Genomic DNA, 16,869 nt, shown 5'->3' with positions numbered 1-16,869 from the left:
ATGGCGCTTACAAAAGCTGAAATGTCAGAATATCTGTTTGATAAGCTTGGGCTTAGCAAGCGGGATGCCAAAGAACTGGTCGAGTTGTTTTTCGAAGAGATCCGTCGTGCTCTGGAAAACGGAGAACAGGTCAAACTCTCCGGGTTCGGCAACTTCGATTTGCGGGATAAAAACCAACGCCCGGGACGTAACCCGAAGACGGGGGAGGATATTCCCATTACAGCCCGGCGCGTGGTGACCTTCAGACCCGGTCAGAAGCTGAAAAGCCGTGTCGAAAACGCGTCGCCTAAAGACAAATAATCTGAACTAATTAAAAAGGCCGCATTGCGGCCTTTTTCTTTTCTGTCGAATCTTACGCTTTAACGGCGGTGAGCATGATCTCCACCAGGATTTCTGGTCGCGCCATCTCCGCCTGCACGGCCGCGCGCGCCGGGCTATGGCCTTCCGGCATCCACTCCACCCACGCCTCATTGAACGCGGCAAAGTCACGCTTGATATTTTTCAGCCAGATCTGCGCGGAGAGAATGTGCCGCTTATCGCTCCCGGCCGCCGCCAGCAGGGCGTCGATTTTCTCCAGCACTTCGCGGGTCTGCAAGGCGATGTCCTCCTCGTTGCTTTTCGGCGTCTGTCCGGAGAGGAACAGCAGATTGCCATACGCAACGCTGGCGGAAAGACGAGGTTGAGGATGATTGCGAATGATTGTCATGCGGTTTGTTTCCATGTGAGACCTTCTAAAGAAATGTCTGGCATCTGATTGTCGATTAACGCGCCCAGCACCACCGCGCTGCCGGCGGCGAGGGTAAAACCGAGGCTGCCCTGGCCGAGATTCATCCACAGGTTGGGGTAGCCGGCGCGTCCCAGTAGCGGTGGCCCGGCTGGCGTTGAAGGGCGCATGCCGGTCCAGGCTTCGGCCTGGTCCAACCCCTCGAGTTCGGGAAAGCTGCGGGAGACGATTTTTTTCAGCGCCTGAATGCGGCTCTCGCGCAGTGTGTCGCCGTCGTAGCCGATGTCCACCATCGCCGCGATGCGCAGCTGCTGGCCCAGGCGGGCATAAACGATTTTGTGCCCGTAATCGGTGACGCTGATGTCCGGCGCAATGCCCGCCTGCTGCGGATAGGGAAGGGTCAGGCTGTACCCCTTCAGGGCGCAGAGCGGCACGCGAACGCCCATGTGCCCCAGCAGCGGACCGCTGCCGTTGCCGGCGGCGACGACGTACTCATCGCCGGTGATGGTCCCGCGGCTGGTCTCCAGGGCGCTGACGCGTCCGCCGCGCCTGGCGAGCCGCTGCACCTCACAGTGGGTCAGCAGGCTGAAGCGGCTGCTGGCGGTGAGCTTGTCGATCAGCGCAAGGCAAAATTGATGGCAATCCGCCGTTTCATCCCCCGGCGAATAAATTCCGCCCTGCAGCGAAGGGCTGATATGTTTTAGCGCCGGTTCCAGCTGCAGGCAGGCTTCAGCATTCAGCGCCTGCTGATACTGAGGATCTATCCCTTTTGCCGCTTTAGTAAAATCATATTCCCGGCGATGGATAATTAATTTTCCGCTGCGCCGCCAGTGAAAATCGGCAAGATTATCCTCTTCCCGCCACGACTGCATGACCTGCCGGCTGAGCAGCGACAGACGCAATATATGAGCGCCGTTTATTTTATTGGTCTGGCTATTACAGGCGCGCAGGAACTGCAGCAGCCAGCGCCACTGCTGTAAAGAGATATTGAGACGCATATTGAGCGGCGAATCGGCTTTGCCCATCCATTTTATCCCCTGCAGGGGAACGCCGCTGTCGGCAAGGGGGGCGACGTAGCGGTAACTTAATTGTCCGCCGTTGGCAAAACTGGTGGCGCTGGCCGGTTCGCCGTTACGCTCCAGTAATTGCACCTGATGGCCGCGCTTAATCAGTTCCCAGGCCGTGGCCAGACCGACCACGCCGCCGCCGATAATGACAATGCGTTTGTTCATAACCCGATATATCCACCGCTGTTCAATTTATCGGGTTATGTCAAAGCATTTACCCTGGCGGCGCAATTGACTTTTTATGGTCAGGGTATAACCGCAGGTTAATCTCCTTGAGCTGCTGGCGCAGGCGCTGGCAGAGAAAATCGACGAATTTTTGCGCCATCGGGCTCAGGGAAACGTCGGCCCGACGCAGCAGGCAGAGGTTAATGGCCATCGGCGGCGTAATGGGATGGATCATCTCGGGAGCCAGGTTGTGCTGGGCGGAAAAGATATCGGTAATGCTGCAGCCCATGCCGCGCTTCACGAACTCGGTGGCCATGTAGTAGGTCTGGACATTCAGCCGGGTAGTGGAAAAGTCGCGACGGGTGGCGATGGCGGCGGAGAGCGAGTGCGGCCCCGGCGAGATCCAGCGCTGCTGGTCGATCTGGCTGATATCCACCGCTCCCTGACGATAATGACGGTCGATATAGACCAGCGGCACTTCGGCAATCAGGGTGGTAAGGATCTCTCCCTGCTGCACCGGCTGCAGCGTCAGCGCTAAGTCTATCTCGCGTAAATCCAGTTTTCTGACCAGCGTCTCGGTGTGCTCGGTGGTGAGCGTCATCACCAGGTTGCTGTTTTGCTGATAAAAATCGGTCACCAGCTCCGGCACCAGGCTTAACCCCAGGCTCGGCAGACAGCCTAAGGTGATTTTGGCGCGCGGATCGCGGGCCAGGTTATCGGCCAGCAGGCGCAGGTTATCAAGGTCCTGATAAATAGTCTGCGCTTTTTCGAAAAGTGTGATCGCCTCGCTGGTCGGCAGCAGCTTGCCGCGCACCCGCTGAAACAGGGTAAAGCCCAGCTTCAGTTCGGCGCTTTTTAACGCTTTGCTGGCCGCTGGCTGGGAGATATTGAGCGATTCCGCCGCCCGTGACAGAGAGCCGCAGGTCATGACGGCATAGAAGATTTCCAGATGACGCAGTTTCATGAACAGTTAACTCAGGGTTATAGCCTACCGATAAAAAGTCATTTTCTACTAACACTAAGTTAACATAAATTTAATCACCAATCAGCGCATTGGTTACATATTGTGCTGCTGGCCCCGCCTGATGGCGGAATAAAACGCTCTCAGAATCGTTTCCTTTGTACCCCAACAGACCCTCAGGCCGCGGCCAATAATGAAAAAGAGGGAGGATATTTTCTGAGCAGGCCCCCATACACCACCTGACCATCATGGTGGGATTGATTGGCATTAAGGAGTGTTATGAGTGACTCAACGCTCGCAGGCAATACGCCTGTCAGACGAAATATCACGCGAAAAAACGTTATTACCGGTCTGTTATTGCTGCTGTTCGTGTTGATTGCGCTGTGGTGCCACGGTCGACCGGGCAGCGAGCTTGGCCTGCTGGGATTTACGCCGCTGGTGGCGTTAGCGATATTATCGCTGATCGGCGTCGATATAGTGCTGGCAGTCATCTCCTCGATTATTATCGCCATGATCATGACCTCGACCGGTCTGCCGGAAATGGGCGCGATGCTGGCGAAGTCCACCGGGTCATTTATTGCCACCGTCGGGCTTATCATTATGCTCGGCGCCGGCGTGGGGGAAGTGGCCACCCGCACCGGCGCGGCGGTTGAACTGGTGAAATTCGTGGTCCACCGTATTGGGCTGTCGAGCCAGACGCGGGTCAAGTTCGGCATTGTGGTGTCATCGATTTTAATTTGCGGTTCGCTGGGCACCATGGCCGGCGGCAATGCGATTATTGTCGCAGTGATTATCCCCGTAGCGGCGGCGGTACGCTTAACGCCGCCGACGGTAGCCGCGCTGATGATGACCGCCGGTTCCGTTGGACTCTTTACCGGGCCCTTCACCCCCAGCACCGTGACGATCCTCAGCCTCGGCGGACTGAGCTATCCGGATTATCTGCTGTATGTCGGCCTGCCGATGAGCGCCGTCACCCTGTTAGCCGGCTGGATCATGGCCGGACGGATCCAGAAGATGACCGAAGGCAAACTGCGCTATGAGGTCGATCTCTCGGAAAAGCCGCAAGAGGACCTTAGCGCCGCGCAGCAGCGCCGGCGTAAATTAAGCGCGCTGGCTTTCGCCGCGACCATCATCGTGATGGCGGTGGTTGGGGTGGTGATTAAAGCCGGCTTCAGCTTTGCGATTATCGTCATGCTGCTGGTGGCGTTGATGACCGGGCTGGTGGGCGGCCTGCGGCCGACGCAGATCCTGCAGGCGCTGTATCACGGCTGCGGTCGTCTGGTGTGGATGTTTATTCTCTACTGGCTGTATAACCCGATCCTTGAGCTGATGGATGGCCTGCACGCCTATCAGGGGCTGCTGGAGTATACCCAGCCGCTGCTGGAGGGGATCTCCCCGGCCTGGCTGTGCTTTAGCATCTTCGCGTTCAATATAATCGGCCATGTGCCCGGCGCGGCGGTAGCCCAGATGACCTTTACGCATAAAATCTTTGGCCCAATGCTGATGGCCGCCGGCGTGCCGCCGCAGGGGACCACCGCGGTGCTGCTGGCCTCGTCTCAGGTGGACTGGTTCGGGCCGTTTCCCTCATCGGACATGTTCGGCCAGATGGGGCTGGCGCAGTCTACACATCTGAAGTATATGCTCTATAACGGCTGGGCAATCGTGGTGGCGAACATCATTCTCTTCGCGCTGCTGTTTCAGATTCTGGTGTAAAGCGGGATGGTCGACGGGGGGGAGCGTCCTCCGCGTCGACCTTTGGTCGTGAGGTTTTCCTTTTCTCACCGCGACACCCACCGTAAAATCAGCCTCTTGTTCCCACTGCGTAATGGAATCTATGCTGACTCTCGCCCATCTTCAACAGCGCCGCAGCCGGCGTTGGCTCCTTGGTTTAACGCTGTTGCTGCTGGTCACCCTGCTGATCAGCCTGTGCGCGGGGGATCAATGGATCCCGCCCGGCGAGTGGCTCAGCGCCAAAGGTCAGCTGTTTATCTGGCAGATCCGCCTGCCGCGGACCCTGGCGGTGCTGCTGGTGGGGGCGGCGCTGGCGCTCTCCGGGGCGATAATGCAGGCGCTGTTTGAAAATCCGCTGGCGGAACCGGGTCTGCTGGGCGTCTCCAACGGCGCGGGCGTCGGGCTGATTGCCGCCGTCCTGCTGGGTAAAGGCCTGTTACCGGGCTGGGCGCTCGGGCTGTGCGCGATCCTGGGCGCGCTGCTGATCACCTTTATTCTGCTGCGTTTTGCCCGCCGCCATCTTTCCACCAGCCGCCTGCTGCTGGCGGGGGTGGCGCTGGGGATCATCTGCAGCGCCCTGATGACCTGGGCGGTCTACTTCTCCACCTCTTTTGATCTGCGTCAGCTGATGTACTGGATGATGGGCGGGTTTGGCGGCGTCGACTGGCAGCAGCTGTGGCTGATGATAGCCCTCCTGCCAGCGCTCTGCTGGGTCTGTCTGCAGTCGCAACCCCTGAATTTACTGGCGCTGGGCGAAGTCTCCGCCCGTCAGCTCGGGCTGCCGCTGTGGCTGTGGCGTAAGCTGCTGGTGGTGGCGACCGGCTGGATGGTCGGCGTGAGCGTGGCGCTGGCGGGGGCGATTGGCTTTATCGGCCTGGTAATTCCGCACATTCTGCGGCTATGCGGCTTGAGCGATCACCGGGTCTTGCTCCCGGCCTGCATGCTGGCAGGGGCAAGCGCCTTGCTGGGGGCGGATATTATCGCCCGGCTGGCGCTTTCCGCCGCTGAGCTGCCGATTGGCGTGGTGACGGCGACGCTGGGCGCGCCGGTCTTTATCTGGTTGCTGCTGCGCTCGCGGTGACGGGGATAGCGCGACGCCGTCTGCAGGGACGGCGCCGGCTCGGGCTTACCAGCCTTTGATCGCGTCGCCTTTGTAGACTTCCTTCGCTTTTTCCGCGACTTCACTGGTCTGGAAGGCGGCTTTCAGTTCCTGAATTTTCTTGCTGTCCTTGTTATCCTCGCGGGCGACAATCGCATTCACGTAAGGGGAATCTGGTCCCTCCATGAACAGGCCGTCGCGGGCGGCCGACAGGCCCGCCTGGGCGGAGAAGTTGGTGTTAATGATTGACAGGCTGACGTTCGGGTCATCCAGGGTGCGGGTCAGCTGCGGGGTATCCACCTCCACAATTTTCAGCTGTTTCGGGTTGTCGATGATATCCAGCGTGGTGGGTAAATAGCCGACGCCCGGTTTCAGCTTGAGCAGCCCCTGCGCCTGAAGCAGCAGCAGGCTGCGGCCCAGGGTAGTGGTTTCATTAGAGATGGTCACCGTCGCTCCCTCGGGGAGCTCGCTGATATTTTTGATACGATGTGAATAGGCGGCGATAGGGAAGACAAAGGTTTTACCGACCACTGTGAATTTATAGCCGCGCTCTTTCGACTGCGCCTCAAGGTACGGCAGGGTCTGGAAGGCGTTGGCATCCACATCTTTGTTGTTCAGCGCTTCGTTAGGCAGCACATAATCATTGAAGGAGACCACTTCGACGTCGAGGTGATATTTATCCTTCGCCACTTGCTCCACCACTTTCCAGATGGCTTCGTCCGGCCCGGTATTGATAGCGACTTTCACTTTATTATCTTCATCCGGAGAGCAGGCGCTCAGCAGGGCGACAGAGGCGGCGATTAACGCCAGGCTAAACAACTTCTTCATCAACAAAACTCTCTTAAATTAACAAGTAACGAAACCATATTACATTCATGGAACACTGTACACGTAAATAGGTGCATGCCCAATTGAGAGGATTTCATGTTGCCGACGGGCAGCGAAGCGCTGTTACATCATGCGACAACTCGCGGGGATTGGCAGTAGAATGGCGGGCGCTGAATCCGCTACAGTAGATAGGGATCACCTTCACCGGAAACCGGTTTATCCATTGAGGACAGGCTATGCAACATGACATTCTGAATACCGAAGTGACGACCATTGATGGCGAGAAGACCACCCTGGCATCCTTTGCCGGCAAGGTACTGCTGATCGTCAATGTGGCCTCCAAATGCGGCCTGACGCCGCAGTATGAGCAACTGGAGGACCTGCAAAAGCAGTTTGCCGGCGAGGGCTTCAGCGTGCTGGGCTTCCCCTGCAACCAGTTCCTCGGCCAGGAGCCGGGGAGTGAAGAAGAGATTAAGACCTTCTGCAGCACCACCTACGGCGTCACCTTCCCGCTGTTCAGCAAGATTGACGTCAACGGCGAGCATCGCGCACCGCTCTATCAAAAGCTGGTTGCCGCCGCGCCGAAGGCGGTGGCCCCGGAAGGTAGCGGTTTTTATGAGCGGATGGCCAGCAAGGGCCGCGCGCCGCTGTACGTGGACGACATTCTGTGGAATTTCGAAAAATTTCTCGTCGATCGCCAGGGCAACGTCATTCAGCGCTTCTCTCCGGATATGACGCCGGACGATCCGCAGCTGGTGGCGGCGATTAAAGGAGCGCTGGCGAAATAATGTCGTTTCTGATGCAGCTACAGGATGTAGAAGCGGCGGGGCGTCTGGCCCCGTTTTCTGCGGCCTTTCGCGCCGGGGAGATCGTTCACCTGGTGGGGCCGAACGGCGCAGGGAAGAGCACGCTGCTGGCCCGCATGGCGGGGCTGTCCGACGGCCCCGGCACGATTCATTTTAACGGACGGTTGCTTGACGAGTGGCCGGCGACGGAGCTGGCGCGCCGCCGCGGATATCTGTGCCAGCAGCAGACCCCGCCGTTCGCCATGCCGGTGTGGCACTATCTGGCGCTGCACAGGCAGCAGCAGGGCGACAGCGCCCGGGTGAACGATATCGCGGCCAGGCTTGGCCTTGACAATAAGCTGGGCCGTCAGGTCAATCAGCTGTCGGGCGGCGAGTGGCAGCGCGTGCGGCTGGCGGCAGTGATCCTGCAGATCGATCCCTTAAGCAATCCCGCGGGTCAGCTGCTGCTGCTGGATGAGCCGATGAACAGTCTGGATGTGGCCCAGCAGGCGGCGCTGGATCGGCTGTTACGCGAGCTGAGCGCGGCGGGAATCGCGGTGGTGATGAGCAGTCACGATCTCAACCACACTTTGCGCCATGCCGGACAGAGCTGGCTGCTCTGCCAGGGGGAAGCCATCGCCTGCGGGGAGACCGCCGAGGTGCTGAACGAGGAAAATTTAACCGCTGCCTATGCGATCCCGTTCCAGCGCGTGGAGGTGGCCGGTCATATTATGCTCATCGCGTCACAGTAGCACGCAGTTATCTTGTCACTATATTGATAAACAAGCTAAATTATTGCGATAAAGAGACTAGGGACAGAGGGATCATCTGAAATGCGCTTCTGGTTCATGTTGGCGGCGGCGTTAATTTTAGCCGGCTGCAGCAGCCATCGGGCACCGCCGCCGAATCCTCGGCTGGCTGACTCCATTACGGTGGTGGCGAATCTGAACGAGCAGCTGCGCAGCTGGCGCGGCGCACCGTATCGCTACGGCGGCATGACGCCGCGCGGCGTCGACTGCTCCGGCTTTGTGGTGCGCACGTTTCGCGATAAATTTGCCCTCCAGCTGCCGCGCGAAACCCGCGAGCAGGCGGAAATCGGCACCCGTATTGATAAGCGCGATCTGCTGCCCGGCGATCTGGTGTTCTTCAAAACCGGCTCAGGCGAAAGCGGCCTGCACGTCGGCATCTACGATACCGATAACCAGTTTATTCATGCCTCCACCAGTCAGGGCGTCACCCGTTCCTCGCTGGATAACATCTACTGGAACAAAAAATTCTGGCAGGCGCGGCGTATCTGACGTCATTCAGCGGCCGGAGGGAAGCGAGCGCTTCCCTTTTTTATGCCGATAACCCTGCACTCCGCCCGTGTTAATCCGCTGTTCCAGGCACTACACTGGAGAGAGGAGGAACCATGACCCTTTCTTTTACCACCCACTGGCGGGATGAACTGCCGGACTTTTACACTTCCCTGTCACCGACGCCGCTCGATAACGCCCGACTCATCTGGCGCAACGCTCCGCTGGCGCAACAGCTGGGCGTCCCTGACGCGTTGTTTGCGCCGGAAAGCGGGGCCGGCGTCTGGGGCGGTGAAGCGCTGCTCCCGGGCATGTCGCCGCTGGCGCAGGTTTACAGTGGCCATCAGTTTGGCGCCTGGGCCGGCCAACTGGGCGACGGACGCGGGATCCTGCTCGGTGAGCAGCAGCTGGCGGATGGCCGCCGTTACGACTGGCATCTGAAAGGCGCCGGCCTGACCCCCTATTCACGGATGGGGGACGGCCGCGCCGTGCTGCGCTCGACGATCCGGGAAAGCCTGGCGTCGGAGGCGATGCACGCCCTGGGGATCCCGACGACGCGCGCCCTGGCGATGGTCACCAGCGATACCCCGGTCTACCGCGAGCGCGTGGAGCCTGGCGCGATGCTGATGCGGGTGGCCGAGAGCCATGTCCGCTTTGGTCATTTCGAACATTTTTACTATCGTCGCGAGCCGCAGAAGGTTCAGCAGCTGGCCGATTATGTCATTCGTCACCACTGGCCGCAGCTGCAGGATGAAGCGGACAAGTACCTGTTATGGTTCCGTGACGTTGTCACGCGTACCGCGCAGACCATTGCCAGCTGGCAAACCGTGGGCTTTGCCCATGGGGTGATGAATACCGACAACATGTCAATTCTCGGTTTGACCATCGACTACGGGCCGTATGGCTTCCTTGACGATTTTCAGCCGGACTTTATCTGCAACCACTCCGATTACCAGGGGCGCTACAGTTTTGAAAACCAGCCGGCGGTGGGGCTGTGGAATCTGCAGCGTCTGGCCCAGTCGCTGTCGCCGTTTATCAGCGCCGAAGCGCTGAACGCGGCGCTGGATGAATATCAGCACGCCTTGCTGACCGCCTATGGCCAGCGGATGCGCGACAAACTTGGCCTGTTCACTCAGCAGAAAGGGGATAACGATCTGCTCGACGGTCTGTTTGCCCTGATGATCCGCGAGAGAAGCGACTATACCCGAACGTTCCGCCTGCTGAGCCACAGCGAACAGCTCAGCGCGGCCACGCCGCTGCGCGACGAGTTTATCGACCGTGCGGCATTCGACAGCTGGTTCGCCAGCTATCGCGCGCGGCTTCGTGATGAACAGGTGGAGGATGCCCAGCGCCAGCAGCGGATGCAGGGCGTCAACCCGGCGCTGGTGTTACGTAACTGGCTGGCGCAGCGGGCGATCGAGCAGGCTGAGGCTGGCGATATGGGGGAGCTGGAACGTCTGCATGCCGCGCTGGCCGATCCCTTCACCGATCGCGAGGACGACTACGTCCGCCGGCCGCCGGACTGGGGTAAACGTCTGGAAGTCAGCTGCTCGAGCTAACTCGCCTCGCCCCGCGCGCTGCGGGGCGATTATTTGGTCAGGATCAACTTCCCGGCGTGGGTCTGGCGCAACAGATAGCGCTGGCCGCCATGCTCAATGACTACCCGTCCTTCGCTGCCTAACAGAACCCGACTGCTGATCTGTCTGTCCGTCGCCACGGGATAGGGGGCATTGTCTTTTGGTTTTTCAGCTGTGGCAGTGTTATCCATACGCGTCATAGCTCTCAAAATAAAAATCAAAGCAACAATGATAATCATTATCAATAATGTTGTTTTTGACGGCAAGCGTTATTTATCGTGTTACCGAATTTGGTAGGGGAATGTCAAAGGGGATCGCCCACCGCAGGCGCGGCGGGCGGAGCGGTCACAGACGGGTGGCCGTGGCGGCCGCCAGTTCGCTCAATAAACGTTCGCTGTCTTCCCAGCTCAGGCAGGGATCGGTGATCGACTGGCCCCAGGCCAGCGGCTGGCCGGGAACCACTTTCTGGGTCCCTTCCTGCAGGAAGCTCTCCGCCATAATGCCGGCGATGGCGGTAGAGCCCGCGCGAATTTGCTGACAGATATCGGCGCACACCTCCAGCTGACGGCGATGCTGCTTCTGGCAGTTGCCATGGCTGAAGTCGACCACCAGCTGCTCCGGCAGATTGAATTCACGCAGCGCTTCGCCGGCGGCGGCGATATCCTCGGCGTGATAGTTCGGCCGTTTGCCGCCGCGCATAATGATATGCCCGTACGGGTTGCCGCTGGTCTGGTAAATCGTCATCTGCCCCTGCTTGTCCGGAGAGAGGAACATATGGCTGGCGCGGGAGGCGCGGATGGCGTCTACGGCGATGCGCGTATTGCCGTCGGTACCGTTTTTAAACCCGACCGGGCAGGAGAGCGCCGAGGCCATTTCACGGTGGATCTGGCTTTCCGTGGTGCGCGCCCCGATGGCTCCCCAGCTGATGAGATCGGCGATAAACTGACCGGTCACCATATCGAGAAACTCGGTGGCCGTCGGCACCCCCAGCTCATTAACCTGCAGCAGCAGGCGCCGTGCCAGTTCAATACCGTGGTTGACCCGATAGCTGCCGTTGAGGTCCGGGTCGGAGATTAAGCCTTTCCAGCCCACCACGGTACGGGGTTTTTCAAAGTAGGTGCGCATCACGATCTCCAGCTGCGGCTGGTAGCGCTCGCGCATGGTCTGCAGGCGGCGGGCATACTCCATCGCCGCGTCGGTGTCGTGAATGGAGCAGGGGCCGATAATCACCAGCAGGCGGCGGTCTTCGCCGTTGAGGATTTTTTCAATGCGGCGACGGGAGGCCGAGACGTGGGCGGCCACGTCGGCGGTGACGGGATGGCGCTGGGCCAGCTCCGCGGGCGTTACCAGGCTTTCAATGCGCGCGGTACGCAATTCGTCTGTTTTATTCATTGGGGTCTCAAAAATCTGTTTCTTCGCCAGCGAAAATGCCGGGAAGTGATGCGCATCACGATAAACCAATCCCTGCTTATTGCAAGAGCAGGGCATGATCCTGTATAGGCCACGGGTGATAGCATAAACAAATTTTTAATAATGTACTAGTTTATTAGTACATCCTGCGATTCAGCCCCATGATGTCCATGATTTTTGTCGCTATTTCCTCAACGGAATAGTTGGTGCTGTTCAGGCAGGGAATTTTATTCTTGCGATACAGCGCCTCCACTTCGGTCACTTCCATCCGACACTGGCGCAGCGAAGCGTAGCGGCTGTTCTCCCGGCGCTCCTCGCGGATCGCCGCCAGACGCTCCGGATTGATGGTCAGGCCGAACATCTTATGCTGCAGGGGTTTCAGCGACGCCGGCAGAACCAGATTGTCCATATCGTCGGCGATAAACGGATAGTTGGCGGCGCGAATGCCGTACTGCATAGCGAGGTACAGACTGGTGGGCGTCTTGCCGCAGCGCGACACGCCGAGGAGGATCACCTGCGCCTGGTCAAGGTTGCGCAGCGAGATGCCATCGTCATGGGCGAGGGTGTAATCGATGGCGGCGATGCGCGCATCGTATTTGATCAGGTTCCCGGGGTTCAGGCCGTGGGTGCGGTGGGCCACTGGCGTCGGGTCGAGGTTGAGCTCCTGCTGCAGCGGGGCCACCAGCGCCTGAACGATATCCTGACAAAAGCCCTCGCTTTGCAGAATGATATCGCGGATCTCCGGAATAACGATGGAATAGAACACCAGCGGGCGGATGCCCGTTTGCTGATAAATGGCGTCGATCTGCTCTTTCACCGCCCGCGCGCGGCTGATATTTTCCACAAACGGCAGGGTCACGCTGCTGATGGCGACCGGGAATTGCGACATGACGGCATGCCCCAGCACCTCCGCCGTAATGGCGGTACCGTCAGAAATATAAAATACGTGGCGATCTACAGCACTTTCCATTTTGACCATCCGGTATAATGAGTTTAATTGCCTGAAAGCGGATATTAAATTTAAGCATATCCCTGTTTGATTTGTCTCTTCTTAAAATTGAAACGCTATTTTTGTTTTTTATGAAAAGGGTGGTTCATTTTCTTTTTTTTGCCGTAATTTCCAGCGTTTTTTGTCATAATTCCTAAAAATCATTGAGTTATCTATATCGGGGGAACAGTCCGAAAAAAGAAAAAATAATTTGCTTGAACGATTCACCGTTTTTTTCAGCACCATAAATATGTCAGGATAATCTTGCAGTCGATCGTGAAATTTTTTTCACTGGTATTAAATCACAAAAGGATTGTCTCGATGTCCAACAATGGCTCGTCACCGCTGGTGCTTTGGTATAACCAACTCGGCATGAATGATGTAGACAGAGTTGGGGGCAAAAATGCCTCCCTTGGTGAAATGATTACGAATCTGTCCGGTATGGGTGTGTCCGTACCTAACGGGTTTGCCACCACCGCTGATGCTTTCAATCAGTTCCTGGACCAAAGCGGTGTTAACCAGCGCATTTATGCGCTGCTGGATGAAACCGACATTGACGACGTTTCCGCATTAGCGAAAGCGGGCGCGCAGATCCGACAGTGGATCATCGATACCCCCTTCCAGAGCGAACTGGAAAACGCGATTCGCGATGCTTATGACCTGCTGTCCGCCGATGACGCCGAGGCCTCATTCGCCGTGCGCTCTTCCGCCACCGCGGAAGATATGCCGGACGCCTCCTTCGCCGGGCAGCAAGAGACATTCCTCAACGTGCAGGGCTTTGACGCCGTGCTCGTTGCCGTGAAGCACGTGTTTGCTTCACTGTTTAACGATCGCGCGATCTCCTATCGCGTGCATCAGGGTTACGATCACCGCGGCGTGGCGCTCTCCGCCGGGGTGCAGAGGATGGTCCGCTCCGATCTAGCCTCCTCCGGCGTCATGTTCTCCATCGATACCGAATCCGGCTTTGACCAGGTGGTGTTTATCACCTCGGCGTGGGGTTTGGGCGAGATGGTGGTGCAGGGCGCGGTGAACCCGGACGAATTCTACGTCCACAAACCGACGCTGGCCGCTGGCCGCCCGGCGATCGTGCGCCGCACCATGGGGTCGAAAAAGATCCGCATGGTTTACGCGCCGACTCAAGAGCACGGCAAGCAGGTGCGTATCGAAGATGTGCCGCAGGCGCAGCGCGATATCTTCTCGTTAACCAACGAGGAGGTGCAGGAGCTCGCGAAGCAGGCGGTGCAGATCGAGAAGCACTACGGCCGTCCGATGGATATCGAGTGGGCGAAAGATGGCCACACCGGTAAGCTGTTTATCGTCCAGGCGCGTCCGGAAACCGTGCGTTCCCGCGGCCAGGTGATGGAGCGTTATACCCTCCACGCTCAGGGGCAGATCATCGCCGAAGGGCGCGCCATCGGCCACCGCATTGGCGCCGGTCCGGTGAAGGTGATCCACGATATCAGCGAGATGAACCGCATTGAGCCAGGCGATGTGCTGGTTACCGATATGACCGACCCGGACTGGGAACCGATCATGAAGAAAGCCTCGGCGATCGTCACCAACCGCGGCGGACGTACCTGCCACGCGGCGATCATCGCTCGTGAGCTGGGTATTCCGGCGGTGGTCGGCTGCGGCGATGCCACCGATCGCATTCAGGAAAACCAGAACGTGACCGTCTCCTGCGCCGAAGGCGACACCGGCTATGTCTACGCCGAGCTGCTGGACTTCAGCGTCAAGAGCTCCAGCGTCGGCGACATGCCGGATCTGCCGCTGAAGGTGATGATGAACGTCGGCAACCCGGATCGCGCCTTCGACTTCGCCTGCCTGCCGAACGAAGGCGTGGGTCTGGCGCGGCTGGAATTTATCATCAACCGCATGATTGGCGTTCACCCGCGCGCGCTGCTGGAGTTTGACGACCAGGAGCCGGGTCTGCAGAACGAAATCCGCGAGCTGATGAAAGGCTACGATTCGCCGAGAGAGTTCTACGTTGGCCGCCTGACCGAAGGGATCGCCACCCTTGGCGCCGCTTTCTATCCGAAACGGGTGATTGTACGCCTCTCTGACTTCAAGTCGAACGAATACGCCAACCTGGTGGGCGGCGAGCGCTATGAGCCGGAAGAAGAGAACCCAATGCTCGGCTTCCGCGGCGCCGGACGCTACGTTTCCGAAAGCTTCCGCGACTGCTTCGCGCTGGAATGTGAAGCGATGAAGCGCGTGCGTAACGACATGGGGCTGACCAACGTCGAAGTGATGGTGCCGTTCGTCCGTACCGTCGCCCAGGCGAAAGCGGTGGTCGAAGAGCTGGAGCGTCAGGGGCTGAAGCGCGGCGAGAACGGGCTGAAGATCATCATGATGTGCGAGATCCCGTCGAACGCGTTGCTGGCCGAGCAGTTCCTCGAGTACTTCGACGGCTTCTCCATCGGCTCGAATGACATGACCCAGCTGGCGCTCGGTCTGGACCGCGACTCCGGCGTGGTCTCTGAGCTGTTTGATGAACGCAACGACGCGGTGAAAGCGCTGCTGTCGATGGCGATCCGCGCGGCGAAGCAGCAGGGTAAATACGTCGGCATCTGCGGCCAGGGGCCGTCTGACCATGAAGATTTCGCCGCCTGGCTGATGGAGGAGGGGATTGATAGCCTGTCCCTCAACCCGGATACCGTGGTGCAAACCTGGTTAGGTCTGGCGGAACTGAATAAATAAGTTCGCCCTGACAGTACAGATCCCCGGCAGCGATGCCGGGGATTTTTTTTGTCGGTGTCAGGCCGCCCGGCGTCGCGATGCGCAGGACAAAAAAAAGCCCATCGTGGGAGATGGGCAAAGACTACACACAGCAATTCGTTGTTTCACTCAGGGGATTTCCATGCTTATAAATCAAGGTGTTGATTTATAACCGTGAGCTAATAGTAGGCAGCGGGGCCTTTGCCGTCGATCAGATTCCTCTCAATAGTTAAATTGTTGTGAAGGACCGGGAGGGTAAAAGCGGGTGCGGGGCATACAAGGCTGGCGTTTTGCCGGCGATCAATTAATTTTGCTTAACAATTGTCCTGGGGGGAGACAGGCGGGTCCCCCCGCCTGACAGGGCATTACTTGCGCCCGGCCTCCAGCTCGCTGAGCTCTTCGAGCACGACATCGGGGTCTTTCGGCGGCGGCGGCACTTCGTGCACCCAGGCGTCATACAGGCGCCAGGAGACGGCCAGCAGCACCGGACCGATAAACAGGCCGATCATGCCGAAGGCGATCAGGCCGCCAATGACGCCGGTAAGAATGAGGATCATCGGCAGGTCGGCGCCCATACGGATAAGCACCGGACGGATAACGTTGTCCATGGTGCCGACCACGCAGCTCCACACCAGCAGCACGGTGCCCCAGGTGGTGTCCCCGCTCCAGTAAAGCCAGATAATCGACGGCACCAGAACCAGCAAAGGCCCGAGCTGGACCAGACAGGTAAAGATCATCACCACGGTCAGCAGGGCGGCGTAGGGCACGCCGGAGATGGCAAGGCCGATCCCGCCCAGCACCGCCTGAGTGAGGGCCGTCACCACCACGCCCAGCGCCACGGCGCGCACGGCCTGGCCGGCCAGCAGCACGGCGGCGTCACCGCGTTTAGCCGCCAGGCGCGTGGCGAAATAGCGAAAACCGTAGGCTACCTGCTCGCCGCGCCAGTAAAGCAGCGCGCTGAATAACAGCATCAGGCCGCAGTAGACCAGCAGCTTGCCGATGTGCGCCGCCTGACCGACAAACCAACTGGTGGTGGTGCCAATGTAGGGGCGAACCTTGGCCATAATCGCCGAGCCGCCCATATCCAGCAGGCCATGCCAGGCGGCGTAGAGCTTATCGCCGACCAGCGGCACGCTGTTGAGCCAGGCGAAATCCGGCAGCGTCACATTTCCGCTGCTGATGAGTTTGATCAGCGGAACGCTGTTATCCACTAGGCTGTTGACCAGCAGAGCGATAGGAATCACGAATAGCAAAAACAGCAGCAGGGTCATCGCCAGCACCGCCAGCATCCGTTTGCCGAACAGCACGCGCTGCAGACGCAGCAGCACCGGCCAGGTGGCGATCACCACGGTGCCGGCCCAGGCGAAGGACAGAATAAACGGCTGCACAACCCACAGGCAGGATATGATAATCAAGGCCAGGAACAGCACCGACAGCAGTATTTGCGGTATGTCCCGAGGCTGATGGGGGTTAATCATAGAGAATTTTTACCTTTCCAGTCGCGCCAAAAAGCTGGCGCCG

General features: G+C 58.8%; 16 protein-coding genes, 1 other RNA gene and 1 pseudogene. 8 read left to right on the top strand and 10 right to left on the bottom strand.

The genetic code is table 11. The features are described 5' to 3' along the window. Complete coding sequence (gene ihfA / locus QLG03_RS00540) at positions 1-300, top strand: integration host factor subunit alpha (RefSeq protein WP_002909098.1); 300 nt, start codon at positions 1-3, stop codon at positions 298-300. Between the two features lie 52 nt (positions 301-352). Here ihfA and QLG03_RS00535 read toward each other — a convergent pair whose 3' ends face one another. From QLG03_RS00535 to QLG03_RS00525, 3 genes are read right to left on the bottom strand one after another with little or no spacing between them, the layout of a single operon-like run. Beyond that, positions 353-706, bottom strand: coding sequence for a RidA family protein (locus QLG03_RS00535; RefSeq protein WP_077263840.1), 354 nt, complete (start codon positions 704-706; stop codon positions 353-355). After that, positions 703-1,968 (bottom strand): D-amino acid dehydrogenase, encoded by a 1,266-nt coding sequence (locus QLG03_RS00530; RefSeq protein ID WP_322965994.1) that lies wholly within the window; start codon positions 1,966-1,968, stop codon positions 703-705. Before QLG03_RS00530 ends, QLG03_RS00535 begins: the two co-directional genes overlap by 4 nt. Before the next feature lie 37 nt (positions 1,969-2,005). Beyond that, positions 2,006-2,920, bottom strand: coding sequence for a LysR family transcriptional regulator (locus QLG03_RS00525; RefSeq protein ID WP_023290110.1), 915 nt, complete (start codon positions 2,918-2,920; stop codon positions 2,006-2,008). A 276-nt stretch (positions 2,921-3,196) separates the two neighbouring features. Here QLG03_RS00525 and QLG03_RS00520 point away from each other — a divergent pair, with 276 nt between their 5' ends. Together QLG03_RS00520 and btuC are read left to right on the top strand one after the other, a co-directional pair. Further along, a complete protein-coding gene (locus QLG03_RS00520; RefSeq protein WP_023290109.1) occupies positions 3,197-4,630 on the top strand; it encodes a H+/gluconate symporter in 1,434 nt (477 codons plus the stop codon). Between the two features lie 121 nt (positions 4,631-4,751). After that, positions 4,752-5,729, top strand: a complete 978-nt coding sequence (gene btuC / locus QLG03_RS00515; RefSeq protein ID WP_023290108.1) for a vitamin B12 ABC transporter permease BtuC — start codon at positions 4,752-4,754, stop codon at positions 5,727-5,729. A 45-nt stretch (positions 5,730-5,774) separates the two neighbouring features. Here the strand turns inward: btuC and QLG03_RS00510 are convergent, their stop codons facing one another. After that, positions 5,775-6,575 (bottom strand): MetQ/NlpA family lipoprotein, encoded by an 801-nt coding sequence (locus tag QLG03_RS00510; RefSeq protein ID WP_023290107.1) that lies wholly within the window; start codon positions 6,573-6,575, stop codon positions 5,775-5,777. Positions 6,576-6,811: 236 nt separating this feature from the next. On the opposite strand from QLG03_RS00510, the gene QLG03_RS00505 reads away from it, so the two are divergent. The 4 genes from QLG03_RS00505 (at position 6,812) to selO (ending at position 10,214) form a co-directional block, all read left to right on the top strand. Continuing rightward, positions 6,812-7,363, top strand: coding sequence for a glutathione peroxidase (locus QLG03_RS00505; RefSeq protein WP_004203124.1), 552 nt, complete (start codon positions 6,812-6,814; stop codon positions 7,361-7,363). Continuing rightward, a complete protein-coding gene (btuD, locus tag QLG03_RS00500) occupies positions 7,363-8,112 on the top strand; it encodes a vitamin B12 ABC transporter ATP-binding protein BtuD (RefSeq protein WP_032453263.1) in 750 nt (249 codons plus the stop codon). Before QLG03_RS00505 ends, btuD begins: the two co-directional genes overlap by 1 nt. 81 nt (positions 8,113-8,193) lie before the next feature. Continuing rightward, positions 8,194-8,658 carry an NlpC/P60 family protein gene (locus QLG03_RS00495; protein ID WP_126494273.1) on the top strand — a complete coding sequence of 155 codons (465 nt, stop codon included), beginning with the start codon at positions 8,194-8,196 and terminating at the stop codon, positions 8,656-8,658. A 113-nt stretch (positions 8,659-8,771) separates the two neighbouring features. After that, positions 8,772-10,214 (top strand): protein adenylyltransferase SelO, encoded by a 1,443-nt coding sequence (gene selO, locus QLG03_RS00490; protein WP_023290104.1) that lies wholly within the window; start codon positions 8,772-8,774, stop codon positions 10,212-10,214. Positions 10,215-10,243: 29 nt separating this feature from the next. On the opposite strand, the gene hemP is transcribed toward selO, so the two are convergent. From hemP to QLG03_RS00470, 4 genes and pseudogenes are all read right to left on the bottom strand, one after another. Beyond that, complete coding sequence (gene hemP / locus QLG03_RS00485) at positions 10,244-10,423, bottom strand: hemin uptake protein HemP (RefSeq protein WP_023290103.1); 180 nt, start codon at positions 10,421-10,423, stop codon at positions 10,244-10,246. 154 nt (positions 10,424-10,577) lie between these two features. Continuing rightward, positions 10,578-11,624, bottom strand: coding sequence for a 3-deoxy-7-phosphoheptulonate synthase AroH (gene aroH, locus QLG03_RS00480; protein ID WP_032453261.1), 1,047 nt, complete (start codon positions 11,622-11,624; stop codon positions 10,578-10,580). Positions 11,625-11,778: 154 nt separating this feature from the next. Then, positions 11,779-12,612 carry a pyruvate, water dikinase regulatory protein gene (locus QLG03_RS00475; protein WP_002909061.1) on the bottom strand — a complete coding sequence of 278 codons (834 nt, stop codon included), beginning with the start codon at positions 12,610-12,612 and terminating at the stop codon, positions 11,779-11,781. A 147-nt stretch (positions 12,613-12,759) separates the two neighbouring features. Continuing rightward, a pseudogene (locus tag QLG03_RS00470) lies at positions 12,760-12,876 on the bottom strand (hypothetical protein); the annotation flags it as partial. A gap of 75 nt (positions 12,877-12,951) precedes the next feature. On the opposite strand from QLG03_RS00470, the gene ppsA reads away from it, so the two are divergent. After that, entirely contained in the window at positions 12,952-15,330 is a 2,379-nt protein-coding gene (ppsA, locus tag QLG03_RS00465; protein ID WP_004203115.1) for a phosphoenolpyruvate synthase, read from the top strand. Positions 15,331-15,416: 86 nt separating this feature from the next. Here the strand turns inward: ppsA and rprA are convergent. Then, positions 15,417-15,524, bottom strand: an RNA gene (gene rprA / locus QLG03_RS00460) — antisense sRNA RprA. Positions 15,525-15,713: 189 nt separating this feature from the next. Beyond that, positions 15,714-16,826, bottom strand: a complete 1,113-nt coding sequence (gene ydiK, locus QLG03_RS00455) for an AI-2E family transporter YdiK (RefSeq protein ID WP_023290101.1) — start codon at positions 16,824-16,826, stop codon at positions 15,714-15,716. Between the last annotated feature and the right edge of the window lie 43 nt (positions 16,827-16,869).

The sequence above is a fragment of the Klebsiella sp. V115_8 genome (genome assembly GCF_029967715.1).
In the GTDB taxonomy this organism is placed as follows: domain Bacteria; phylum Pseudomonadota; class Gammaproteobacteria; order Enterobacterales; family Enterobacteriaceae; genus Klebsiella; species Klebsiella quasipneumoniae.
The sequence above is the reverse complement of the archived record's forward strand: the minus strand, read 5'-3'. Positions and strand labels throughout refer to the sequence as shown.